We start from the raw sequence: 22,452 nt of genomic DNA on the forward strand, positions 1-22,452 counted from the left end.
TCGATCGCCGTTTCATGGTGAGTAACCTCATCAACCATAAACGCCGCCCGGATGGGCGGCGTTTTGAGTGTAGCAGCAGTTTGCCGATCGCTCTGATTAAAGCAGCGCAAACGCCTTTTCGGCGGCCTCCAGAGTTTTTTGGATATCCTCCGGCGTATGGGCGCTGGACATGAAACCCGCTTCGAACGCCGAGGGCGCCAGATACACGCCATGATCGAGCATGGCGCTGAAGAAGCGGCGAAAGATTTCCGGGTCGCAGGCGGTGGCCTGGGCGAAGTTATCGACCCGCGACTGAGAGGTGAAAAAGAGCCCGAACATGCCGCCGGCGGACTGAGTCATCATCGGCACGCCCGCTGCGTCAGCACGCTCCTTAAGCCCGGTACACAGCGTCTGCACCCGCTGAGTCAGCGCGTCGTGAAAGCCTGGTTCCTTGAGCTTTTGTAGCAGCGTAACGCCAGCGGCCATGGCCAGCGGATTACCCGACAGCGTACCCGCCTGATAAACCGGCCCCATGGGCGAGATGTTATGCATGATATCGCGCCGTCCGCCAAAGGCGCCGACCGGCATGCCACCGCCGACGATCTTGCCAAGGCAGGTCAGATCCGGCGTGATCCCGTAGTGCGCCTGGGCACCGCCAAGCGCTACGCGAAAGCCGGTCATTACCTCGTCAAAGATCAATAGGCTCCCGTGCTCGTTGCACACCCGGCGCAGGGTTTCCAGAAAGCCGGGCTGCGGTGGAATGCAGTTCATGTTGCCCGCTACCGGCTCGACGATGATACAGGCGATCTCGCTACCGATCTCGGCAAAGCACGCCTCGACGCCTTCCGGGTCGTTGTAGGAGAGCGTGATGGTGTGCTCGGCCAGTGATGCCGGCACGCCAGGCGAGCTAGGCTCACCGTGGGTCAGAGCGCCGGAGCCGGCTTTCACCAGCAGTGAATCCGAGTGGCCGTGGTAGTTGCCCTCGAACTTGACGATCTTGTCGCGGCCGGTACTGCCCCGGGCCAGGCGAATCGCCGACATGGTCGCCTCGGTGCCGGAGCTGGTCATGCGCACCATCTCCATCGAGGGAATCATCTCGCAGATCAGATCTGCCATGGTGGTTTCGACCGCGGTGGGCGTACCGAATGACAGCCCGTTATCCAGACGCGCGCGCACCGCGGCCAGTACGTCCTGGTCGGCGTGACCGGTGATCATTGGCCCCCAGGAGCCGACGTAGTCGATGTAGCGGTTGCCCTCGACGTCGAACAGGTAGGCGCCTTGGGCGCGCTCCATGAACACCGGCGGGCGGTGCAGGCCCTTGAACGCGCGAACGGGGGAATTGACGCCGCCGGGAATGTGGCGCGTGGCTTGCTCGAAGAGTTCGGCAGATGTGGTCATGGCATCCTCAGCGTGGTTGGCTCGATGATTGATAGCTTAGCGCCTGACGGCGCGGCGTAAACAGGCGCTTTATCGATCGGCGGCCAATGAGATCAAAAGCGGGTCGGGCGAGGCAAGCGGCGGGGAAGATACTGGCCGCTTTCCGGCGCATAGGCCTTCGACAGGGCCTGCCAGGTAAAGTGCTGCGCCTGTTCGCAGGCGGTTGGTAAGCGCTCACCCACCGCCATGCGCGCGGCGATCGCCGAGGCGAGCGTGCAGCCTGAGCCATGAAAACGCTCCGGCAGGCGCGGCCACTGCCACTGCCGCGTGGTGTCCGGCGAGTGCAGCGTATGCACCACCTGGTCCGGATTACCCGGCAGCGGGTCGTCGGTGGCCGTCACCAGCACCGCCTGGCAGCCCTGGGAGATCAGCGCCACCGCGCGGGCGGTGTCGTCCTCGCCTTCGGCAATATCCGGGGTCAGCGTCATCAGCTCAAAGCGGTTGGGCGTCAGGATATCCACAAGCGGAAGCAGCCGGTCGATGTAGAGCTTTTGCAAAGCGGCTGTGGATAACTCAGCCCCGCCGCCGGCTTTCAATACCGGGTCCGCCACCACCGGAACGCCGGGAAAGCGGCGGATGATCTGCTCGGCGGCCAACAGCGTCGGCGCGTCGGCCAGAAGCCCCAGCTTGATCGCCCCAATAGTGAAGTCGCCAAGCGCCGCCGCGCTTTGCAGCATCATCTGCGGGTCGGCGGGCAACACGCGCTGGACATCGCGGCAGTTTTGCACGGTGGTGGCGGTGGGGATCGTCAGCGCCCAGCCGCCGCAGCCGGCGATGGCTTCGCTATCGGCGATCAGGCCTGCGCCGCCGGTCGGGTCGTGCCCGGCCAACACCAAAACGATGGGAGGAAGCGTTTGGTGCATTAAAACGGCTTCAACACGGCAAGCAGGACGACCGCGACCAGCACGATTACCGGGGCTTCATTGAAAAAGCGAAAGAAGGTGTGACTTTTGGTGCAGCGGTTCTGGGCGAACTGCTTGAGATAGATCAGGCACACGTGGTGGTAGGCGATCAATAGCGCCACCAGCGTCAGTTTGACGTGCATCCAGCCCTGGCTCATCCAGCCGGGCACCAGGTAAAGCATGATCCCGCCGAAAATCAGTACCAGAATCATCGACGGCGTCATGATCCCGCGGTAGAGCTTGCGCTCCATGGTTTTGAAGTAAGTGATCGCTTGCTCATCGCCAGCATCGCGAGCCGTGGCGTGGTAAACGAAAAGCCTGGGCAGATAAAAAAGCGCGGCGAACCAGGTCACCATGGCCATCAAATGCAAAGCCTTCATCCATAAATACATGGTCTCTCCTTACGCGGTCGGCTCATTGTCACGCGGTCCGGCTTTGTCGTTCGGATCCGAGTAGTGGTAATAGCGCTCGATGGCACCGCGGGTAATGATACCTGAAATTCGCTGCTGCTTCGGGCGATAACCGTGCACCACGTAAAGCGCGCCCAGGGCGTTGTCCTGAAGTTTCAAAAACGCCTCGGAGAGCGTGGCTTGAAGCGCGATCGGCGCCATTTCCACGCGCTGACCCGGAATTTCGAGAAGATCCACCAGTTCATCCTCCGGCGGCGGCTTACCGTCGAGCGCCTCGTCGTGCTCTAAAAGCCAGCGCGCCAGCGCCGCCGCCTTGAGCCCCAACGCCGGCTTTTTGTCGCTCGAGCGCTCGATCAGAAGCCATACCGGATTGGTTTCCAGAAGCTTGCGCGCCTGGTCTGGCGTGACGACGCGCTCGGTGCGCACCAGCTGGCGCTCCATCACCGCCGGGACCGACACGCGTGAGAGCGCCTGCATCAAGGGCTGCTGCAGTGGGTGCAGCCCGTAGCGTACGGAGCTCAGGAAAAAGCCTTCACAGCCGGTGAGCTGGCGCGAGGTCAAACACGCCACCACCACTACCAGCATGCCCGGCAGCATGATGTTCGGCGTATGGGTCAGCTCCAAAAGCGCCATGAGCGCGGCCAGCGGCGCTTGGAGCACCGCGCCCATCATCGCTGCCATCCCGAGCATGGCGAATACGCCGGGGTCGGCGGCGGGGGCCGGCCAGATCCAGAGCCCCAGCGAGCCGCTGAGCGCTCCGGCCGCCGCACCCACCACCAGCACCGGGCCGATGATACCGATAGGCACGCCGCCGGCGACGGTCAGCGCGGTGATCAACAGCTTGGCGACGACCAGCCCCAGCAGCACATAGACGCCGAGCTGATTATTGAGCGCCGCGGCCAGGCTGTCGTAGCCGATACCCTGCACCTGAGGGAACCACCAGGCCATCGCCGAGGTGGCAAGCCCCACCGCCGCCAGGCGCATCCACAGCGGCATCGCGGCCAGGCGCTTGTTGCGCGCGATATGAATGAACAGCCCGGCCAGAAGCCCGATAAACAGCCCGGTGATGACCACCCAGGGCAGGTTCATCAAGGAGCCGAGGGTGACTTCGGGAATACGAAAGGCGGGTTCGCTGCCGTACACCATCTGAGCCACGACCGCCCCCATGGTCGAGGCCAGAATCACCGGCATGAAGCTCATCAGCGTGTACTCCATCATCACCACTTCCATGGCGAAGATGACCCCGGCGATCGGCGTATTGAAGGAGGCGGAAATGCCCGCCGCGGTACCGCAGGCGACCAGCACGCGCAGGCTGTTGTTGGGCAGCCGAAGCTTGACCCCGAGCCCGCTCGACGCCGCCGCGCCCAAGTGGATGGCCGGGCCTTCACGCCCAGCGGAGAGCCCGCCAAGCACCGACACCACGCCGACCCACCACTGATTGAGCCAGTTGCGTAGCGGAAAGCGGCCCTGATGATAGGAGAGCCGCTCGATCACGTGGCTGACGCCAAGCTTTTGCGCCGCGGCCTTCTGGCGGTAAAGGAACACGCCGATCACCGTGACCGCCAACAGCGGCAGCAGCGCGCGAAGCCAAGGGGCGAGCCCTTCGAAAGCTTCCGGGTTGGCGTCGGGCATGTAAAGTACTGCGCCCATTTCGAGCAGCAGGCGAAAGCCCACCATCACCGCCCCGGTGATGATTCCGGAGAGCAGTCCCAGTACGCACAGCTGGGGCAGTGCGTCGACGTTGGCGAGCTGGCGGCGAAAGGCCTCCAGGGTGAAATCTGCTCGGGAATACCGTGCCACGACCGCGTTCCTTAGCTGTTGGCTTTTTTATCAGAGAGGTGCCCTGCGCGCTGTCGACCCGGTAAAAAGTAAGCGTTCACTCACCGATCCCTGCGCTCACGGGCCGCCACTCTTGTGTATCATAGCTCGACGAGCTTGGACAGTTTGACGAGCTTGGACAGCCCGTCGCCAGTTTATTAGGCTGTGAACGACGTATTCGAATCAAACCAGAGAACGGATAAGGGGTGGCGTGTGATCAAGGTCGGCATCGTAGGCGGTACGGGGTACACCGGCGTAGAGCTATTGCGGCTTCTGGCCGGACATCCCGAGGTTAGCGTCGAGGCGATCACCTCGCGCTCGGAAGCCGGGGTCAAGGTGAGCGACATGTACCCCAACCTGCGCGGCCATTTTGATGGGCTCGCCTTTAGCGAACCCGACGCCCGCGCCTTAAGCGCCATGGATGCGGTTTTTTTCGCTACCCCCCACGGCGTGGCCCACGCGCTGGCCGGCGAGCTTTTAAAAGGCGGCACTCGGGTAATCGATCTCTCAGCGGACTTTCGCCTGCGCGACGCCGACGAGTGGAGCCGCTGGTATGGCCAGCCACACGGCGCCCCGGAACTGCTCGAGGAAGCCGTCTACGGGCTGCCCGAGATGCACCGCGAAAAGATCAAGACCGCGCGCCTGATCGCCGTGCCCGGCTGCTACCCCACCGCCGTGCAGCTTGGCTATCTGCCGCTGCTGGAAGCAGGACTGGTCGACCCGACCCGGCTGATCGCCGACTGCAAATCCGGCGTGACCGGCGCCGGACGCGGGGCCAAGGTGCCCTCGCTGCTCGCCGAGGCGAGTGAATCCTTCAAGGCTTACGGCGCCTCCGGCCACCGCCACCTGCCGGAAATCAGCCAGGGCCTGAACGACATGCAGGCGGGAAACATCAAGCTCACCTTCGTGCCGCACCTGACGCCGATGATTCGCGGCATCCACGCCACGCTCTACTCGACGCTAACCGAAAGCGCCGAGGATCTGCAGGCGCTGTTCGAGGCGCGCTATCGGGACGAGCCCTTCGTCGACGTCATGCCCGCTGGTAGCCACCCAGAAACGCGCAGCGTGAAAGGCAACAACACCTGCCGGATCGCCGTTCATCGCCCGGAAGGCGGCGACACGGTCGTGGTGCTGTCGGTGATCGACAACCTGGTCAAGGGCGCCTCCGGCCAAGCGATTCAGAACCTGAACCTGATGTTTGGCTTCGACGAAAAAACCGGCCTCAACGCCCCGGCGCTAATGCCGTAAGCGCTCGGGCACGACGCGATCTCCCGGCAAAAGGGCACGCAATAGTTGACCCTTTTGCTGGGGATTACCCATAATTGCCCTTTCATCCAGCCATTCAGCTTGCGGGAGGTACCCATGAGCGGTGCAGAAGCTTTCGTACCAACCCCACTACTGCTATCCGACAGCGCCCGCCAGCGTATCAAGGCGCTGATGAGCGAGGAGCAAAACCCCGCGCTGAAACTGCGCGTCTACGTGACCGGCGGCGGCTGCTCGGGCTTTCAGTACGGATTCGATTTCGCCGATAGCGTCGACGACGATGACACGCTCATCGAGTTCGGCGATGCCACCCTGGTGGTCGACCCGCTCTCCTACCAGTACTTGGTCGGCTCCACCGTCGATTTCGAAGAGGGCCTGGCCGGCGCGCGTTTTCGCGTGCAAAACCCCAACGCCACCACCACCTGCGGGTGCGGCGCCTCCTTCATGGTTTGAGCCCGCCGGGCACTTGCGTTAACTCCCCTGCTTTCTCGTGACTTGACGCCTTGGCGGTTTCTCGCCAAGGTTGATAGGTCTAAAACGGCGCGCGCGTACGGGCAATGGCTGCCCGAAACGCCGTGCCCTATAACATCACGGGGAAACACATGAACAATACGCTTAGCTATAGCGCTATCGCCGCCGCCCTGACGCTGAGTCTTGGCAGTACTGCCGCACTGGCCCAGACACCATCGGTCAACGTGGCTACCGACCCAAGCTTCGTTCCCTTCGAGATGATGGACCCGGACTCCGGCGAAATGATCGGCTTCGATATGGACATCATCAACGAAGTCGCCCGCCGCGCCGGCTTCGAGGTCAATCTGACCACCATGGAGTTCTCGGGCATCATCCCGGCGGTCCAGACCGGCAGCCAGGAGATCGCTATCGCCGGTATCACGATTACCGACGAGCGCGCTCAGGTCGTCGATTTCTCTGACCCCTACTACGACTCCGGCCTGCAGATTATCGTGCGCGCCGATAACGACGACGTCGAAGCGATCGACGATCTGGAAGGCATGAGCATCGCCACCAAGATCGGCTCGACCAGCTACAACTTCCTGCAGCAGGAGCTGGGTGAAGACGCCGACATTACCCCCTACCCGGGCACTGCCGACATGTACATGGCGCTGTTGGGCCGCAACGTCGACGCGGTGCTGTATGACGCGCCCAACGTCGCTTACTTCTCTCAAACCCGCGGCGAAGGCCGTACCAAAGTGGTCGGCCCGCTTTACGAAGGCCAGCAGTACGGCTTCGTTTTCCACAAGGGCAGCGAGTGGCTAGAGCCGAGCAACGAAGCGCTCGCGGCCATGCGCGAAGACGGCACCTACGACGAGATCTACGAGAAGTGGTTCGGTGAAGCGCCGACCGCCGACTAACGCGGCTCTCGAGTAACGCACTCCTTCAGGGTCGGGCGATAACGCCCGACCCTTTGTTTACCCGTACTACCTGTAATTTTCACCTGGAGATAACGCGTGGACGTTACCTTTGAGTTCGACTGGTCGGCGGCGTTTGCCTCGATCCCCCACCTGTTACCCGGTATTCCGTGGACGCTGGCCATCTCCTTCGGCGGCCTGGCCATCGGTTTTTTCATCGGCATCTTCTTCGGCCTCTTGCGCATCAGCCCCGTGGCCTGGATGCGCTGGGTCGCGACGATCTACATCGAAGTCTTTCGCGGCACGCCGATTCTGGTGCAGGTACTGTTCATCTTCTACGGGCTGCCGCAGCTTCTGGGCGGGCCGATCAACGCGCTGGTCGCCGGTATTGCCGCCATCGCGGTGAACTCCGGCGCCTACATTTCGGAAATCGTGCGCGGCGGCGTGCAGTCCATCGAGCGCGGTCAGCGCGAGGCCTCTCTTTCGCTCGGGCTTTCTCGCGCCCAGTCGTTTCGCTACGTGATTTGGCCCCAGGCGCTTAGACGCATGGTGCCACCGTTGGGTAATCAGGCGATCATCAGTATCAAGGACACCTCACTGTTCTCGGTGATCGGCGTTGGCGAGCTGGTACGCCAGGGCCAGATCTACATCGCCACCACCTTCACCGCGCTCGAGGTCTACTTCATGGTGGCCCTTTTGTATCTGGCCATCACCTGGACGCTCTCCGTGGTGCTGCGCCTGGTCGAGCGTTCGAACCTTGCCGGCCAATAAGGAGCGCGCCATGACAGCGAACCGATCTTCACACCCCGCTCCCATCGTGCGCATGGAAAAGCTCAACAAGCACTTTGGCGCCCTGCACGTGCTCAACAATATCGACCTTGAGATCACCTCTGGCGAAGTCGTCGTAGTGATCGGCGCAAGCGGCTCGGGTAAATCCACCCTGATTCGGTGTATCAACGGGCTCGAGGAGTTTCAGTCCGGCACCCTGGAGGTGGATAACAACACGCTAAAACCCTATGGGAAGAGCTCAAAAGCGCTTCAAACCATTCGCACCGAAGTCGGCATGGTCTTTCAGCAGTTCAACCTCTTTCCGCATTTGAGCGTGATCGACAACGTCACCCTGGCGCCGATCAAGGTGCGCGGCCAGCGCCGGGACCAAGCGACCCAAACCGCAAAGCGCCTGCTCGACCGCGTGGGCATCGCCGACCAAGCGAACAAGTATCCCAGCCAGCTCTCCGGCGGCCAGCAGCAGCGTGTGGCGCTGGCCCGGGCGCTGGCCATGGAACCCCGGCTGATGCTGTTTGATGAGCCCACGTCGGCGCTCGACCCGGAGATGATCGGCGAGGTGCTCGACGCCATGCGCGAGCTTGCCAGAGAGGGCATGACCATGGTGATCGTCACCCACGAAATGGGCTTTGCCCGCGAAGTCGCCGATCGTGTCATCTTCATTCATAAAGGAGAGATCACCGAAGAGGGCCCGCCAGAGCAGCTGTTCGATACCCCCCAACACGAACGTACTCAATCGTTTTTGGCCCGCGTACTCAAGCACTGAAACGCGTACTTAAGGCGCGCTATACGCTAAAAATCCTTCACCAAAACCGGCTATTTTTTGAGCCTGTCCTTGCGACAGGCTCTTTTTTTGCCTGTGGACAATTTTTTTTCGATTTTTTTCATGCCTGCCTACGTCGCCCGCCATTCGCGCTTTAAAGCCATTTATCAAACGCTGGCTCTGATGTTCACAAGCGCGCGCACAGCGTCGGTATGCGTCGGTGGATAAGCCGTGTTTTTTTGGCGCTGTGTATAAATGCCCATTCGATCCACAGCCCCAACACCGCTTCTGCGCAGCAACTACGCCCTTTAATCACCGTTTGGTCAACAATATAGTGATTTGAAAAATATAATTTTTAATGGCTTATACACAGATTTTATCCACACCAGTAGTTACAACATCAACAGAACTTCTCTTTATATTTTTTATTTTGTTATTAGTAGATCAGTACTGACAAACCGAGGTGTGGAAAAACCTGACTGTTATTCACAGGAGGTTTATACTGGCGGGCTTATCGAGGCGAGCCTCGTTCTCAAACGATCGATCGGCGCTTTTTGGAAGGGCCAAGTTGAGGTGTCAATTGAATTACCCCGACCGCTTTGACGTGATTGTCATCGGCGGTGGCCATGCGGGAACCGAAGCCGCACTGGCCTCTGCTCGCATGGGTTGTCAAACCCTGCTGCTCACTCATAACATCGAAACCCTGGGCCAAATGTCGTGTAATCCCGCCATCGGCGGTATCGGCAAAAGCCACCTGGTGAAAGAAATCGATGCGCTGGGCGGCGCCATGGGGCTTGCCACTGACCTGGGCGGTATTCAGTTTCGCGTGTTGAATGCCCGCAAGGGGCCCGCGGTGCGCGCCACTCGCGCTCAGGCCGACCGGGTACGCTACAAGGCAGCCATTCGCGGCATGCTCGAAAACCAGCCGAACCTGACGATCTTTCAGCAGGCGGCGGGCGATCTGGTTGTGGATAACGACACCGTGCGCGGCGTCGTTACCGAAACCGGCATCCGCTTCATGTCCGAAACCGTCGTGCTCTCGACCGGTACATTCCTGGGCGGCGTGATTCATATCGGGCTCGATACCAGCCGCGGCGGCCGTGCGGGCGACCCGCCCTCCAACGCCTTGGCCGAGCGCCTGCGCGCGCTGCCGTTTCGCGTCGATCGACTAAAAACCGGCACGCCGCCGCGTATCGACGCCAAAAGCGTGGATTTTAGCCAGCTCGAAGAGCAGCCCGGCGATACGCCAACACCGGTCATGTCCTATCTGGGCTCGCGCGACATGCACCCGCGCCAGGTGAGCTGCCATATCGCGCACACCAACCAGCGCGCTCACGACATCATCATGGCGAATCTCGATCGCTCGCCGATGTACTCCGGGGTGATCGAGAGCACCGGTCCGCGCTACTGCCCGTCGATCGAGGACAAGGTTCACCGCTTCGCGGACAAGTCGAGTCATCAGGTGTTCATCGAGCCCGAAGGGCTGGACACCAACGAGCTTTACCCCAACGGTATTTCCACCTCGCTGCCTTTCGACGTTCAGCTTCAGGTGGTGCGCTCGATGAAAGGGCTGGAAAACGCCCACATCACGCGCCCGGGCTACGCCATCGAGTACGATTTCTTCGATCCGCGGGATCTCAAGCACTCGCTGGAAACCAAATTTATCCACAACCTGTTTTTCGCCGGCCAGATCAATGGCACCACGGGTTACGAAGAGGCCGGCGCCCAGGGGCTTTTGGCCGGGCTCAACGCCGCCCGCCGGGCGAAGTCGCTCGAGTCCTGGCATCCGCGCCGCGACGAGGCGTATCTTGGCGTACTGGTCGATGACCTGATCACCATGGGCACCAAAGAGCCCTACCGCATGTTCACATCAAGAGCGGAGTATCGCCTGATGCTGCGCGAGGACAACGCGGATCTACGCCTGACCGAAAAAGGCCGCGAGCTTGGCCTGGTCGACGACGCACGCTTCAAGGCGTTTAGCGAAAAGCGCGAGGCGATCGAGCGCGAAAGCGCACGCCTCACGTCGGTATGGGTCCAGCCCAACACCGCCGCCGCCGAAAAAGTCGCCGAGAAAACCGGCCATCCGCTTAATCGCGAGTACTCGCTGGCGGATCTTCTTAAGCGCCCGGAGCTGACCTACGCCGATATCGCAGCGCTTCCCGGCCTTGAAAGCGAGGCGGTGCAGAGCGGCGCCGTGGCTGAGCAGGTACAGATCCACGCCAAGTACCAGGGCTATATCGACCGCCAGCAGGACGAGATCGACAAGCTCAAGCGCCACGAGAACACGCCGCTGCCGGCAGAACTCGACTATCAAAAGGTCGAGGGCCTCTCCAACGAGATTCGCCAGAAGCTCATGGATGCCCGCCCGGAAACCCTGGCCCACGCGGCGCGTATTTCCGGCGTGACTCCGGCAGCAGTCTCGATTCTGCTGATCCATCTGAAAAAGCGCCGCCTGATTGGCAGCGCCGAGGTAGCGAACGGATGAGTTCGCTGTCTCCGCTTTTGAACGACCTGTCCGCTGACGTTGCTACCCGGCTGGATGACGGCCTCGATACCCTTGGTCTCGAGGTCAGCGCTTCCCAGCGCGAGCGGCTTTTGAGGTTGGTGGCGCTGTTGCACAAGTGGAACCGGGCTTATAACCTCACCGCGGTGCGCGATCCGGTCGAGATGGTCTCTCGTCACGTACTGGACAGCGCCGCCATCGCGCCTTTCGTGCACGGCGATACGCTGCTCGACGTCGGTGCGGGTCCAGGCCTTCCGGGCCTGGTGATTGCCATTTTGAAGCCCGAGGTTCAAGTCACGCTGGTCGACAGCAACGGCAAGAAGGTGCGCTTTCAGCGCCAGGCGGTCATGGAGCTTTCGATCGACAACGCGACCCCGACCCAGGTGCGGGTCGAAGCCTTTGGCGAGCGGACCTTCGATCAGGTCGTCTCCCGTGCGTTTGCAAGCCTGGTCGACTTTGTCGAGCTGACCCGAAAGCTCGTGGGCCCCGGCGGGCAGTGGCTGGCCATGAAAGGCCCCGGCGCCGACGATGAACTCAGTGCACTTCCCGCCGATATCGCGCTGACAGCGCGGCATCGGCTGCCAATCCCCTATGAGACGGCGACCCGGCAGCTGTTGATTTTGACCCCTGAAGGAGCCTTGTAGTGAGCCAGATCATTGCCCTGACCAACCAAAAAGGCGGCGTGGGCAAGTCCACCTCGGCCGTCAATCTCGCGGCGAGCCTGGCGAGTCTCGACCGCCGCGTGCTGCTGGTGGATCTCGACCCCCAAGGCCACGCCAGCATGGGCAGCGGGATCGACAAGTACGATCTGGACAAGAGCGTACTGGACGTGCTGCTCGGTGAGGCCAGCGCTCATGAGGCGATCATCAAGAATCTGCCGGTCAACTTCGACGTGCTACCGGGTAACGGTGATCTCACCGCCGCGGAGGTCGAACTTCTGGATCGCGACGAGCGCCAGAGTCGGCTCTCTACCGCGCTCAGCACAGTGGCCGAGAACTACGACGTGGTGCTGATCGACTGCCCGCCGTCGCTCAACATGCTGACCGTCAACGCGCTGACCGCTGCCCACGGCGTGCTGATCCCGCTGCAGTGCGAGTTCTACGCCCTCGAAGGGCTATCGGCGCTTTTGGATACCGTTGAGCAGATTAAGGAGAGCGTCAATCCGGAGCTCGCGATTTCCGGTATATTGCGCACCATGTACGATAAGCGCACGAGCCTGACGCGGGAAGTGGACAAGCAACTGCGGGACTTTTTCGGCGATGCGCTGCTCAAGACCACCATTCCGCGCAATGTGAAGGTGGCCGAGGCGCCGAGCCACGGCCTGCCGGTCACCCACTACGCGCGCTTTTCGCGGGGAAGCCAGGCGTATCGCGTGCTCGCCAAAGAGATGATTCGCAAGCTGGCACTTTAGCGCCTGACGGCCGGGTATTGACTCAACGTTTAAGGGGAAGCGCATGACGCGTAAACGCGCGCTAGGACGTGGCCTGGACGCCCTCATCGGAGCGGGCGCACGTCGTCGTGACAGTCTGGATCTCACCAGTGAGGAAACGTTTGAAAGCGTCGATACAGCGCCGTCGAGCGTCGTCGTCGAGGCCGCCGACAACGAGCGTCTCGAGCGTTTGCCGCTGGGCCAACTGAGCCGCGGCAAGTACCAGCCTCGCCGCGATATTCAGCCCGAAGCCCTTGAGGAACTCGCCGACTCGATCCGTGCCCAGGGCGTGATGCAGCCGATCGTCGTGCGCCCGGTGGGCGAGTCTCGCTACGAGATCATCGCCGGCGAACGGCGCTGGCGCGCCGCGCAGCTCGCCGAACTCGACGTTATCCCCGCGGTCATTCGTGACGTCAGCGACGACGTCGCGCTGGCACTTGCCCTGATCGAGAACATACAGCGCGAGAACCTCAACGCGGTGGAAGAGGCGATCGCGCTCAAGCGCCTGGGCGACGAGTTCGAACTCACCCAGCAGCAGATCGCCGATGCGGTCGGCAAATCGCGCACCCAGGTAGCGAATCTCTTGCGGCTTTTGAGCCTGGATAACGAGGTGCAGACGCTTTTGGAGCGCGGCGATCTCGATATGGGCCACGCCCGCGCGCTTTTATCGCTCACCAGCGCCCAGCAGCGCCGTATCGCTCACGAGGTGGTCAACAATGACCTGACCGTGCGCGCCACCGAAGCGCTGGTCAAAAAGCTTGGCAGCGATGAAGCCGCCAAGGCCGCGCCCAAACGCTCGAACAAGACCGCAGACGTTACGCGGCTCGAAACCCAGCTTGGGGAGTTGCTCGGCGCGCCGGTGTCGATCGACCACGGCCAGCGCGGCAAGGGCAAGGTGACCATTCGCTACACCAGCCTCGAAGAGCTCGATGGCATTCTCGGGCACATCAAATAGCGGGTTGGCTGAATAAATAGCAGGCTCATTAAATGGCCACACGTTAGCCCCTTTTTTTAGCGCTTTGGTCGCAACTGCGCGCGTAAACCCGCAAATTAGACGCAACTTCGGTTGAAGGTGCGATAGCGCTTCCCTATAATCGCGCAAGATTTGTGCAGGTTGTTCGCAGTAACGGAACGGCAAAGAGTAAAACAGCGAACGCCACGGCTTCAGCCTTCGATGCTGACACGCGAGTGCCGAGGGGTTGGGCCGGGGGCTATGCAGCGATTCGAAACGCAGCGGCGCAGAACCTATATCGTTCAGCTCACGCTCGCTCAGTTAGCCATCATGCTGCTCGGCGCGGCGCTTGCGTACCCAGCGGCCGATGTGTCTGGCAGCGTTTCTGTGCTGATCGGGGCGCTGGTGGCAATACTGCCGCAGGCATTTTTCATACAGCGAATGGGGTTTCTTCGCACTCGTGGCCGCAGAGCCGGCGCCACGCACCTGCTGCGCGCCGAGGCAGGCAAGTTTGGTTTGACGGTGGCACTTTTCACGCTGGTCTTCGTGGCAGTGCCTCCTTCAAACCCTACTTTATTTTTTAGCGCTTATGTTGCGGTGATACTGACGCATTGGCTGGCGCCCTGGTTAATGCTGAAACGCCGTACAACTGATTGAGGTGACATCTCCATGGCCGCAGGTAACGAAGTCTCGACGACTTACTATATCCAGCACCACTTGCAGAATCTGACCTTTGGTCATCATCCGGTCAACGGCTGGTCGCTGGCGCATAGCGCCGAAGAGGCGAGCGAAATGGGCTTTTGGGCGATCCACCTGGACACCATGGGCTGGTCGATCGCGATGGGCCTTCTGTTCGTCTGGCTGTTCCGCAAGGCGGGTAAAATGGCGACCACCGGCGTGCCGGGCGGCCTGCAAAACGCCGTCGAGATGGTGTTCGAGTTCGTCGAAAACATGATTCAGGGCGCCTTCAAGGGTCATAACCCGTTGATTCCACCGCTGGCACTGACGCTGTTCGTTTGGATTCTGTTCATGAACACGCTGAAGATCATCCCCGTCGACTTCTTCCCGGTGCTGTTCGCTAAGCTCGGCGTCGATTACATGAAGATCGTACCCACCACCGACGTCAACGCTACCCTCGGCCTGGCGCTGGGCGTGTTCGGTTTGATCCTCTACTACAGCTTCAAGGTGAAGGGCGTGGGCGGTTTTGCTCGCGAGCTTTCGCTGACCCCGTTCAATCACTGGCTGTTGATTCCCTTCAACCTGGTGCTCGAAATCGTATCGCTGCTGGTCAAGCCGTTCAGCCTCGCGATGCGTCTGTTCGGCAACATGTTTGCCGGTGAAGTGATCTTCATCCTGATCGCCATGCTGCCCTTCTGGGCCATCTGGGTGCTGGACGTGCCGTGGGCCATCTTCCACATCCTGATCGTCACCCTGCAGGCGTTCATCTTTACCGTTTTGTCCGTGGTCTACCTGAGCGCCGCTCACGAACACCACTGATCTCAAGATCCACCCTTAACTTCAACCCTCAACCTCAACCTTCAACTTGAAAAACCAGGAGCATTACCATGGAAATGATCTACATTGCTGCTTCCATCATGATCGGTCTGGGTGCACTCGGCACCGGTATCGGCTTTGCCATCCTCGGCGGTAAGCTGATTGAGTCTACCGCTCGCCAGCCGGAGCTTGGCGACCAGCTGCAAACCAAAACCTTCCTTATGGCGGGTCTGCTGGATGCGGTACCGATGATCGGTGTTGGTATCGCGATGTACCTGATCTTCGTTGTTGCCGGTTAATCAAACCTGACCGGGCGCTTCAACGCTCGGTTTTGTTTTACCCCGGTCGCCACGAACTTGTCAGAGGTACAGTCCTGTGAATATCAACATGACGCTTATCGGGCAGACGATCGCCTTTGCGATCTTTGTCTGGTTTTGCATAAAGTACGTGTGGCCTCCGATCAGCAACGCGCTTCACGAGCGCCAGAAGAAAATTGCTGATGGTTTGGACGCAGCCAGCCGTGCAACGCGCGATCTCGAGCTTGCCCAAGAGCGCTCCGAGCAGACGCTCAAGGAGAGTAAGGAGCAAGCTTCACAGATCATCGAGCAGGCCAACAAGCGCTCTGCCCAGATGATCGAAGAGGCGCGGGAACAGGCGCGAGCCGAAGGCGAACGCATCGTTGCAAGCGCCCGCTCGGAAATCGAGCAAGAGGTCAACCGCGCGAAAAGCGAGCTTCGTGCTCAGGTGTCTCACCTCGCGATCATCGGCGCTGAGCGTATTTTGCAAGAGTCGGTCGACGAGAACGCACATCGCAAGTTGCTTGATGAGCTTGCCGCCGAACTGTAAGGAGGTGACCCATGGCGGAATTACTGACCGTCGCTCGTCCTTACGCCAAGGCGGCGTTTGAATACGCGCGTGACCAACAGGCGTTTGATAGCTGGTCCCAAACGCTGAACTTTCTAAGCGTTGCGGTCGCCGACGACACCCTTCGCCGGGTGCTTGGCAGCCCCAAGGTGTCTAGTGAGCAAAAGGTCGAGCTTCTGGGCGACCTGCTGGCGGAAAAGCCCGACGGCCTTTCTCGTTTTTTGACGACGCTGGCCGCTCAGGGGCGCCTCATGGCCCTGCCCTTCATCGCCGATCAGTTCGAGCGCCTGCGCGCTGAACACGAGGAGCGTGTCGAGGTGCTGGTCACGTCGGCCTATAAGCTGACGGCGCCGCAGAAAACCAAGTTGGCAAACGCGCTTAAAAAGCGTCTGAATCGCGAAATCTCCATTACTACTCAGGTAGACAAGTCGCTCATCGGCGGTGTCATCCTGCGTGCCGGCGACACCGTCATTGACGGTTCGGTACGCGGTCGATTGAACCGCCTTTCTGACGCGCTCACCGCTTGAGTCCGAGGGACATGGCATGCAGCAACTGAATCCTTCCGAGATCAGCGACATCATCAAGCAGCGTATCGAAAAGCTTGACGTCGCATCCGAAGCCCGTAATCAGGGCACCATCGTCACCGTTTCCGACGGTATCGTGAAAATTCACGGCCTCGAAGACGCAATGTTTGGTGAAATGATTGAATTTCCGAACTCCGTGTTCGGCATGGTACTCAACCTGGAGCGCGACTCCGTGGGTGCCGTTGTACTGGGTGACTACCTGCTCCTCGAAGAGGGCATGACCGCCAAGTGCACCGGTCGCATCCTCGAAGTGCCGGTGGGTCCGGAGCTGGTTGGCCGCGTGGTCGACGCACTGGGTAACCCCATCGATGGCAAGGGCGACATCGACGCCAAGATGACCGACGCGGTCGAGAAAGTCGCGCCGGGCGTCATCACGCGTCAGTCCGTCGACGAGCCGATCCAGACCGGTCTGAAGTCGATCGATTCCATGGTGCCGATCGGTCGCGGTCAGCGTGAGCTGATCATCGGCGACCGTCAGATCGGTAAGTCGGCGATCGCCATCGACGCGATCATCAACCAGAAAGGCAAGGGCGTGACCTGTGTCTACGTCGCGATCGGCCAGAAGCAGTCGACCATTGCCAACATCGTGCGCAAGCTCGAAGAGCACGGCGCGATGGAACACACCATCGTGGTTGCGGCCGGCGCTGCCGATCCCGCGCCGATGCAGTTCCTCGCCGCCTACTCCGGCTGCACCATGGGCGAGTACTTCCGCGACCGCGGCGAAGACGCGCTAATCGTCTACGACGATCTCTCCAAGCAGGCCGTGGCGTATCGTCAGGTATCGCTGCTGCTGCGCCGTCCGCCGGGCCGTGAAGCTTACCCGGGTGACGTGTTCTACCTCCACTCGCGTCTGCTCGAGCGCGCCGCGCGCGTCAACGCCGACTACGTCGAGAAGTTCACGAACGGCGAAGTGACCGGCAAGACCGGCTCGCTGACCGCGCTTCCGATCATCGAGACCCAGGGCGGCGACGTCTCCGCGTTCGTTCCGACCAACGTGATCTCGATCACCGACGGTCAGATCTTCCTGGAAACGAACCTGTTCAACTCGGGCATCCGCCCGGCGATCAACGCCGGTTTGTCGGTATCTCGTGTCGGTGGTTCGGCTCAGACCAAGATCATCAAAAAGCTTGGCGGCAGCGTGCGTCTGGCACTGGCCCAGTATCGTGAGCTGGCGGCGTTCTCGCAGTTCGCCTCTGACTTGGACGAAGCTACGCGCAAGCAGCTCGAGCACGGTCAGCGCGTCACCGAGCTTATGAAGCAGAATCAATACTCGCCGATGTCCGTGGCTGAAATGGCGCTTACCCTGTGCGCCGCCAACGAAGGTCATCTGGATGATGTCAGCGTCGACAAGGTGCTGGATTTCGAGCGTGCCCTGCACGACTACATGAAGTCCGAGCACGCTGACCTGATGGACAAGATCAACCAGACCGGCGACTACAACGACGAGATCAAAAACGGCTTGAAGTCGGGTCTCGAACAGTTCAAGGCGACTCAGAGCTGGTAATGATCGGCCCGCCTGCGGGCGGGCTTCACGCCTTTTTGAGAGCCACGAACGAAGGGTAGATCGCTATGGCAGCTGCAAAAGAGATACGCACCCAGATCGGGAGCATCAAAAATACGCAGAAAATCACCAGCGCCATGGAAATGGTTGCTGCGTCGAAAATGCGTAAAGCACAAGATCTGATGAAGGCTGGCCAGCCCTACGCACGACAGATTCGTAACGTGGTCGGCCACATCGCTGACGCCAATCCCGAGTACAAGCACGACTACATGGTCGAGCGCAAGGTGAAGCGCGTTGGTTACATCGTGGTGTCCACCGATCGCGGTCTGTGCGGCGGTTTGAACGTCAACCTCTTCAAGGCCGTGCTGAAAGACGCCGCCGCCTGGAGAGAGGAAGGCGCTGAGCTGGACTTCTGCGCCCTGGGCTCAAAGGCCAACACCTTTTTCCGCAAGTACGGCGGCAACCTGGTTGCGGCGAAAAGCGGGTTGGGTGAAAAGCCGACCGTCGAGGGTCTGATCGGTAGTGTCAAGGTCATGCTCGAAGCGTACGACGAAGGCCGTCTTGATCGTCTATACGTGGTGTACAACGAATTCGTCAACACCATGACGCAAAAGCCGGTGGTTCGTCAGCTCCTGCCGCTCTCATCCGACATGGGTGAGGACGCCGGACATGACAACGAAGAAAACGCCCGTCCCGGAAGTTGGGACTACCTGTATGAACCGGATGCCAAGGCGTTGCTGGACAGCCTGCTGATTCGCTTTATCGAATCCCAGGTGTATCAGGCGGTCGTCGAAAACGGTGCGTGCGAGCAGGCCGCCCGAATGATCGCCATGAAGAGCGCGACCGACAACGCGGGTAATTTGATCGACGATCTGCAGATGGTCTACAACAAGGCCCGTCAGGCCGCCATTACCCAGGAAATTTCCGAGATTGTCGGCGGCGCCTCAGCCGTATAACGCCTTAGAGCCGCTCGCCGGCTCAAGGCAGACAGGTTTCATTTGCAGGTTTTAAAGAGGAACCAAGATGAGCGGACGTATCGTACAAATCATCGGCGCGGTGATTGACGTAGAGTTTCCGCGGGACTCTGTGCCCAAGGTCTACGACGCGCTGAAAGTCTCCGATAAAGAGACCATCCTCGAAGTCCAGCAGCAGCTGGGCGACGGCGTGGTGCGCACCATCGCCATGGGCTCCACCGAGGGTCTCAAGCGTAATCTGGACGTGACCAACACAGGGGCCGCAATCTCCGTGCCGGTCGGTAAAGAGACGCTGGGCCGGATCATGAACGTGCTCGGCGAGCCGATCGACGAAGCCGGCGAGATCGGTGAAACCGAGCGTATGCCGATCCACCGCAAGCCACCGACCTATGCCGAGCAGGCTGCTTCTGGCGAGCTGCTGGAGACCGGTATCAAGGTCATCGACCTGGTTTGCCCGTTCGCCAAGGGCGGTAAGGTCGGCCTGTTTGGCGGCGCGGGTGTGGGTAAAACCGTCAATATGATGGAGCTTATTCGCAACATCGCCACCGAGCACAGCGGCTACTCCGTATTCGCCGGTGTGGGTGAGCGTACGCGTGAGGGTAACGACTTCTATCACGAGATGACCGAATCCAACGTTATCGATAAGGTATCGCTGGTGTATGGTCAGATGAACGAGCCGCCGGGTAACCGTCTGCGCGTAGCGCTGACTGGCCTTACCATCGCGGAGAAATTCCGTGACGAAGGCCGTGACGTTCTGCTGTTCGTCGATAACATTTACCGCTACACCCTGGCGGGTACCGAAGTATCGGCACTCCTGGGCCGTATGCCGTCTGCGGTAGGTTACCAGCCGACACTGGCCGAAGAGATGGGCGTTCTGCAGGAACGTATCACCTCGACCAAAACAGGCTCTATCACGTCTGTTCAGGCCGTATACGTACCCGCCGACGATATGACCGACCCGTCGCCGGCCACGACGTTCGCTCACCTGGATGCCACGGTATCTCTGTCGCGTTCTATCGCCGAGCTAGGTATCTATCCGGCCATCGACCCGCTGGATTCTACCTCGCGTCAGCTCGACCCGCTGGTCGTCGGTGATGAACACTACAACATCGCCCGCGGTGTTCAGGGGGTTCTGCAGCGCTACAAGGAACTCAAGGATATCATCGCCATTCTGGGTATGGACGAGCTGTCGGACGAAGACAAGCTGGCCGTTGCCCGGGCGCGTAAGATCCAGCGTTTCCTGTCGCAGCCGTTCTTCGTGGCCGAGGTGTTCACTGGCTCGCCGGGCAAATACGTGTCGCTGAAAGACACGATCAAAGGCTTCCAGGGCATTCTCGACGGCGATTATGACGATCTGCCCGAACAGGCCTTCTACATGGTCGGCTCTATCGACGAAGCGGTCGAAAAAGCCAACCAGATGAAGAAGTAATCCCGTTCAATAGGGGGATTCGCTATGGCGAATAGCTTCACTTGCAATATCGTCAGCGCCGAAGACTCGATCTTCTCGGGAACCATCGAGATGGTGGTGGCGGCCGGCGTCATGGGCGATCTCGGTATTCTGCCGGGGCACGCTCCGCTTTTGACCGAGCTACAGCCCGGGCCGGTTCGCGTGTTTCACGACGGTGGCAAGGAAGATCACTTCTTTGTGTCCGGGGGCTTCATGGAGGTCCAGCCGGACCACGTGACCATCCTGGCCGATGCCGCCACGCGGGCAAGCGACCTTGACGAAGCCGCCGCCGAACAGGCGCGGGAAGAAGCGCTAAAAGCCTTCAACGACAAGTCTGCCGAGCTCGACTACACGCGCGCCTCGGCAGAGCTTGCCGAAGCAGTGGCCCAGCTGCGTACGATCCAGCAGCTGCGCAAGAAGGCGGGCAAGGGCTAGAAAGAACGACGCCCTTCACGCGACGAAAACGCTCCTTGAGCCCATCGGGTTCAGGGAGCGTTTTTTTTCTCTGCTACTATAGTCGCCTATGCGCCGCGTCAAAACGCACGCTCACCCTTCATCCTGCCCACTGGGTTTAGTAGAGGAAATAACGATGTCGCTAAACGATGAAACCCTGCAGGCACTGAAAGCGGCGCTTCTGGACGCGCTCAACGCCAACCCGGTGCGCCGGGACCTGCTCGCCGGGCGGCTGGCGGAAATTCGCTCGGCAGATATCGGCGAGGTGCTCGAGGAGCTTATCGAGGATGACGAGCGGCTGCCGGCAGCGATCGCCATCCTCGATATTCTCTCACCGGAGCGCGCTGCCAACGTGCTGGGCTACCTGCCCGGTGAAAGCCAGCTCGAAGTCGTTGGCGAGCTCTCTGACACCCAGGTACTGAAACTGCTCGAAGAGATGGGCTCGGATGAGCGGGCGGATCTATTCAACCTGCTGGGTGAGGATCGCCGCGAGGCGCTGCTGCGGCGCATGGCCCACCAGGAGCGCGAGGATCTAAAGCGCCTGGCAAGCTATGAGCAGGGTACTGCCGGCGCCATCATGACCTCGGACTACGTCGCGATCACCAGCGGCATGACGGTCTCCCAAGCGCTGATGCGCGTGCGCCAGACCGCGCCGGACGCGGAGACGGTCTATCAGCTTTACGTGCTGGATAGCGATGGCGAGCTGATCGGCACCATGTCGCTGCGCCAGCTGATGGTGGCGCGCCCGGGCGCGGTGGTCGACGACATCATGATCAAGGATGTGATCAGCACCGTCGTGGACCGCGCCCAGGAGGACGTCGCTCGCGTGGTCGCCCGCTACGATCTGCTGGCGCTGCCGGTGATCGACCATGATGGCCGGATGGTAGGGATCGTTACCCACGATGATGCGATGGACGTGGCGGAGTCCGAGGCGACCGAGGATATCCACAAGGGGATGTCGATCGGCCAGCTCGAAGATGGCGTGAGTCGGGTGCCGCTTTGGAGCCTTTATCGCAAACGTGTGACCTGGCTGGTGCTGCTGGTGTTCGCCAATCTCTTCTCCGGGGCGGGCATCGCCTACTTCGAGGACGTGATCGCCGCTCAAGTGGCGCTGGTGTTCTTTTTGCCGCTTTTGATCGGCAGTGGCGGCAATGCCGGCGCTCAGGCCGCGACGCTGATGGTGCGCGGGATGGCGACCGGGGATGTCGGGGTCAAGGATTGGAGCAAGATGCTCGGCCGGGAGCTTTTGGTGGCCGGCTCTCTGGGCCTGACCATGGCGATTGCGGTGGCGCCGATCGGCATCATGCGCGGCGGCGAGGCGGTAGCGGGAATCGTTGCGCTGAGTATGGTGGTGATCGTGCTGTTTGGCAGCCTGATCGGCATGTGCCTGCCCTTCGTGCTCGAGCGCTTCAAGGTCGACCCGGCCACGGCCTCGGCACCGCTGGTGACTACGCTGATCGACGCCACGGGCGTCTTGATCTACTTCAGCATCGCCACCGCCGTGCTGGTCAGCGTCAACTAGCCGC

The 22,452-nt window shown here is 60.8% G+C and carries 23 protein-coding genes; 19 read left to right on the forward strand and 4 right to left on the reverse strand.

Annotated elements, in window-relative coordinates; genetic code table 11:
• Positions 1-96: 96 nt before the first annotated feature.
• The 4 genes from hemL to ACGLWX_RS10375 all read right to left on the reverse strand — a co-directional run bounded on the left by hemL (position 97) and on the right by ACGLWX_RS10375 (position 4,528).
• A complete protein-coding gene (gene hemL / locus ACGLWX_RS10360; protein WP_396239542.1) occupies positions 97-1,377 on the reverse strand; it encodes a glutamate-1-semialdehyde 2,1-aminomutase in 1,281 nt (426 codons plus the stop codon).
• A gap of 92 nt (positions 1,378-1,469) precedes the next feature.
• The gene (locus ACGLWX_RS10365; RefSeq protein ID WP_396239544.1) at positions 1,470-2,279 is read right to left on the reverse strand and encodes a hydroxymethylpyrimidine/phosphomethylpyrimidine kinase; all 810 of its coding nucleotides are present in this window, start codon (positions 2,277-2,279) and stop codon (positions 1,470-1,472) included.
• Positions 2,279-2,710 (reverse strand): protoporphyrinogen oxidase HemJ, encoded by a 432-nt coding sequence (gene hemJ, locus ACGLWX_RS10370; protein WP_252107828.1) that lies wholly within the window; start codon positions 2,708-2,710, stop codon positions 2,279-2,281. The genes ACGLWX_RS10365 and hemJ overlap by 1 nt, the downstream gene beginning before the upstream one ends.
• 9 nt (positions 2,711-2,719) lie before the next feature.
• Positions 2,720-4,528, reverse strand: a complete 1,809-nt coding sequence (locus ACGLWX_RS10375) for a chloride channel protein (RefSeq protein WP_396239546.1) — start codon at positions 4,526-4,528, stop codon at positions 2,720-2,722.
• 231 nt (positions 4,529-4,759) lie between these two features.
• On the opposite strand from ACGLWX_RS10375, the gene argC reads away from it, so the two are divergent.
• The 19 genes from argC (at position 4,760) to mgtE (ending at position 22,448) form a co-directional block, all read left to right on the forward strand.
• Entirely contained in the window at positions 4,760-5,794 is a 1,035-nt protein-coding gene (gene argC / locus ACGLWX_RS10380; protein WP_396239548.1) for an N-acetyl-gamma-glutamyl-phosphate reductase, read from the forward strand.
• A gap of 114 nt (positions 5,795-5,908) precedes the next feature.
• The gene (gene erpA, locus ACGLWX_RS10385; protein ID WP_252107838.1) at positions 5,909-6,262 is read left to right on the forward strand and encodes an iron-sulfur cluster insertion protein ErpA; all 354 of its coding nucleotides are present in this window, start codon (positions 5,909-5,911) and stop codon (positions 6,260-6,262) included.
• 149 nt (positions 6,263-6,411) lie between these two features.
• Positions 6,412-7,179 (forward strand): transporter substrate-binding domain-containing protein, encoded by a 768-nt coding sequence (locus tag ACGLWX_RS10390; protein WP_396239550.1) that lies wholly within the window; start codon positions 6,412-6,414, stop codon positions 7,177-7,179.
• Positions 7,180-7,275: 96 nt separating this feature from the next.
• Positions 7,276-7,947 (forward strand): amino acid ABC transporter permease, encoded by a 672-nt coding sequence (locus tag ACGLWX_RS10395; RefSeq protein ID WP_252107841.1) that lies wholly within the window; start codon positions 7,276-7,278, stop codon positions 7,945-7,947.
• A 10-nt stretch (positions 7,948-7,957) separates the two neighbouring features.
• Positions 7,958-8,728, forward strand: a complete 771-nt coding sequence (locus ACGLWX_RS10400) for an amino acid ABC transporter ATP-binding protein (protein WP_396239552.1) — start codon at positions 7,958-7,960, stop codon at positions 8,726-8,728.
• A 577-nt stretch (positions 8,729-9,305) separates the two neighbouring features.
• A complete protein-coding gene (gene mnmG / locus ACGLWX_RS10405; protein ID WP_396239554.1) occupies positions 9,306-11,210 on the forward strand; it encodes a tRNA uridine-5-carboxymethylaminomethyl(34) synthesis enzyme MnmG in 1,905 nt (634 codons plus the stop codon).
• Positions 11,207-11,872, forward strand: a complete 666-nt coding sequence (gene rsmG / locus ACGLWX_RS10410; protein WP_396239556.1) for a 16S rRNA (guanine(527)-N(7))-methyltransferase RsmG — start codon at positions 11,207-11,209, stop codon at positions 11,870-11,872. Before mnmG ends, rsmG begins: the two co-directional genes overlap by 4 nt.
• Entirely contained in the window at positions 11,872-12,639 is a 768-nt protein-coding gene (locus ACGLWX_RS10415) for a ParA family protein (RefSeq protein ID WP_396239558.1), read from the forward strand. The genes rsmG and ACGLWX_RS10415 overlap by 1 nt, the downstream gene beginning before the upstream one ends.
• 43 nt (positions 12,640-12,682) lie before the next feature.
• Complete coding sequence (locus tag ACGLWX_RS10420; RefSeq protein WP_396239560.1) at positions 12,683-13,612, forward strand: ParB/RepB/Spo0J family partition protein; 930 nt, start codon at positions 12,683-12,685, stop codon at positions 13,610-13,612.
• A 258-nt stretch (positions 13,613-13,870) separates the two neighbouring features.
• A complete protein-coding gene (locus ACGLWX_RS10425; RefSeq protein ID WP_396239562.1) occupies positions 13,871-14,266 on the forward strand; it encodes an ATP synthase subunit I in 396 nt (131 codons plus the stop codon).
• A gap of 12 nt (positions 14,267-14,278) precedes the next feature.
• Positions 14,279-15,106, forward strand: a complete 828-nt coding sequence (atpB, locus tag ACGLWX_RS10430) for a F0F1 ATP synthase subunit A (RefSeq protein WP_252107850.1) — start codon at positions 14,279-14,281, stop codon at positions 15,104-15,106.
• Positions 15,107-15,174: 68 nt separating this feature from the next.
• Positions 15,175-15,402, forward strand: a complete 228-nt coding sequence (gene atpE / locus ACGLWX_RS10435; protein ID WP_252107852.1) for a F0F1 ATP synthase subunit C — start codon at positions 15,175-15,177, stop codon at positions 15,400-15,402.
• Between the two features lie 76 nt (positions 15,403-15,478).
• Positions 15,479-15,949 carry a F0F1 ATP synthase subunit B gene (locus ACGLWX_RS10440; RefSeq protein ID WP_252107853.1) on the forward strand — a complete coding sequence of 157 codons (471 nt, stop codon included), beginning with the start codon at positions 15,479-15,481 and terminating at the stop codon, positions 15,947-15,949.
• Between the two features lie 11 nt (positions 15,950-15,960).
• Entirely contained in the window at positions 15,961-16,494 is a 534-nt protein-coding gene (locus ACGLWX_RS10445; protein WP_252107854.1) for a F0F1 ATP synthase subunit delta, read from the forward strand.
• A gap of 16 nt (positions 16,495-16,510) precedes the next feature.
• On the forward strand, positions 16,511-18,055 hold the full coding sequence (atpA, locus tag ACGLWX_RS10450) for a F0F1 ATP synthase subunit alpha (protein WP_396239564.1): 1,545 nt from the start codon (positions 16,511-16,513) through the stop codon (positions 18,053-18,055).
• A 65-nt stretch (positions 18,056-18,120) separates the two neighbouring features.
• Positions 18,121-19,008, forward strand: a complete 888-nt coding sequence (gene atpG, locus ACGLWX_RS10455) for a F0F1 ATP synthase subunit gamma (RefSeq protein ID WP_396239566.1) — start codon at positions 18,121-18,123, stop codon at positions 19,006-19,008.
• Between the two features lie 67 nt (positions 19,009-19,075).
• Positions 19,076-20,455 (forward strand): F0F1 ATP synthase subunit beta, encoded by a 1,380-nt coding sequence (gene atpD / locus ACGLWX_RS10460; RefSeq protein WP_396239568.1) that lies wholly within the window; start codon positions 19,076-19,078, stop codon positions 20,453-20,455.
• A gap of 24 nt (positions 20,456-20,479) precedes the next feature.
• Positions 20,480-20,908 carry a F0F1 ATP synthase subunit epsilon gene (locus ACGLWX_RS10465; RefSeq protein ID WP_396239570.1) on the forward strand — a complete coding sequence of 143 codons (429 nt, stop codon included), beginning with the start codon at positions 20,480-20,482 and terminating at the stop codon, positions 20,906-20,908.
• 154 nt (positions 20,909-21,062) lie between these two features.
• A complete protein-coding gene (gene mgtE, locus ACGLWX_RS10470) occupies positions 21,063-22,448 on the forward strand; it encodes a magnesium transporter (protein WP_396239572.1) in 1,386 nt (461 codons plus the stop codon).
• Positions 22,449-22,452 lie beyond the last annotated feature (4 nt).

Origin of the sequence: Halomonas sp. HMF6819 (genome assembly GCF_044335525.1) — a bacterium.
Taxonomy (GTDB): domain Bacteria; phylum Pseudomonadota; class Gammaproteobacteria; order Pseudomonadales; family Halomonadaceae; genus Vreelandella.

What these genes read in the sequence shown, in the direction of transcription:
- hemL (WP_396239542.1), bottom strand. Translation starts at nt 1,377, where the DNA reads ATGACCACATCTGCCGAACTCTTCGAGCAAGCCACGCGCCACATTCCC.
- ACGLWX_RS10365 (WP_396239544.1), bottom strand. Translation starts at nt 2,279, where the DNA reads ATGCACCAAACGCTTCCTCCCATCGTTTTGGTGTTGGCCGGGCACGAC.
- hemJ (WP_252107828.1), bottom strand. Translation starts at nt 2,710, where the DNA reads ATGTATTTATGGATGAAGGCTTTGCATTTGATGGCCATGGTGACCTGG.
- erpA (WP_252107838.1), top strand. Translation starts at nt 5,909, where the DNA reads ATGAGCGGTGCAGAAGCTTTCGTACCAACCCCACTACTGCTATCCGAC.
- ACGLWX_RS10390 (WP_396239550.1), top strand. Translation starts at nt 6,412, where the DNA reads ATGAACAATACGCTTAGCTATAGCGCTATCGCCGCCGCCCTGACGCTG.
- ACGLWX_RS10400 (WP_396239552.1), top strand. Translation starts at nt 7,958, where the DNA reads ATGACAGCGAACCGATCTTCACACCCCGCTCCCATCGTGCGCATGGAA.
- rsmG (WP_396239556.1), top strand. Translation starts at nt 11,207, where the DNA reads ATGAGTTCGCTGTCTCCGCTTTTGAACGACCTGTCCGCTGACGTTGCT.
- ACGLWX_RS10420 (WP_396239560.1), top strand. Translation starts at nt 12,683, where the DNA reads ATGACGCGTAAACGCGCGCTAGGACGTGGCCTGGACGCCCTCATCGGA.
- ACGLWX_RS10425 (WP_396239562.1), top strand. Translation starts at nt 13,871, where the DNA reads ATGCAGCGATTCGAAACGCAGCGGCGCAGAACCTATATCGTTCAGCTC.
- atpB (WP_252107850.1), top strand. Translation starts at nt 14,279, where the DNA reads ATGGCCGCAGGTAACGAAGTCTCGACGACTTACTATATCCAGCACCAC.
- atpE (WP_252107852.1), top strand. Translation starts at nt 15,175, where the DNA reads ATGGAAATGATCTACATTGCTGCTTCCATCATGATCGGTCTGGGTGCA.
- ACGLWX_RS10445 (WP_252107854.1), top strand. Translation starts at nt 15,961, where the DNA reads ATGGCGGAATTACTGACCGTCGCTCGTCCTTACGCCAAGGCGGCGTTT.
- atpA (WP_396239564.1), top strand. Translation starts at nt 16,511, where the DNA reads ATGCAGCAACTGAATCCTTCCGAGATCAGCGACATCATCAAGCAGCGT.
- atpG (WP_396239566.1), top strand. Translation starts at nt 18,121, where the DNA reads ATGGCAGCTGCAAAAGAGATACGCACCCAGATCGGGAGCATCAAAAAT.
- atpD (WP_396239568.1), top strand. Translation starts at nt 19,076, where the DNA reads ATGAGCGGACGTATCGTACAAATCATCGGCGCGGTGATTGACGTAGAG.
- ACGLWX_RS10465 (WP_396239570.1), top strand. Translation starts at nt 20,480, where the DNA reads ATGGCGAATAGCTTCACTTGCAATATCGTCAGCGCCGAAGACTCGATC.
- mgtE (WP_396239572.1), top strand. Translation starts at nt 21,063, where the DNA reads ATGTCGCTAAACGATGAAACCCTGCAGGCACTGAAAGCGGCGCTTCTG.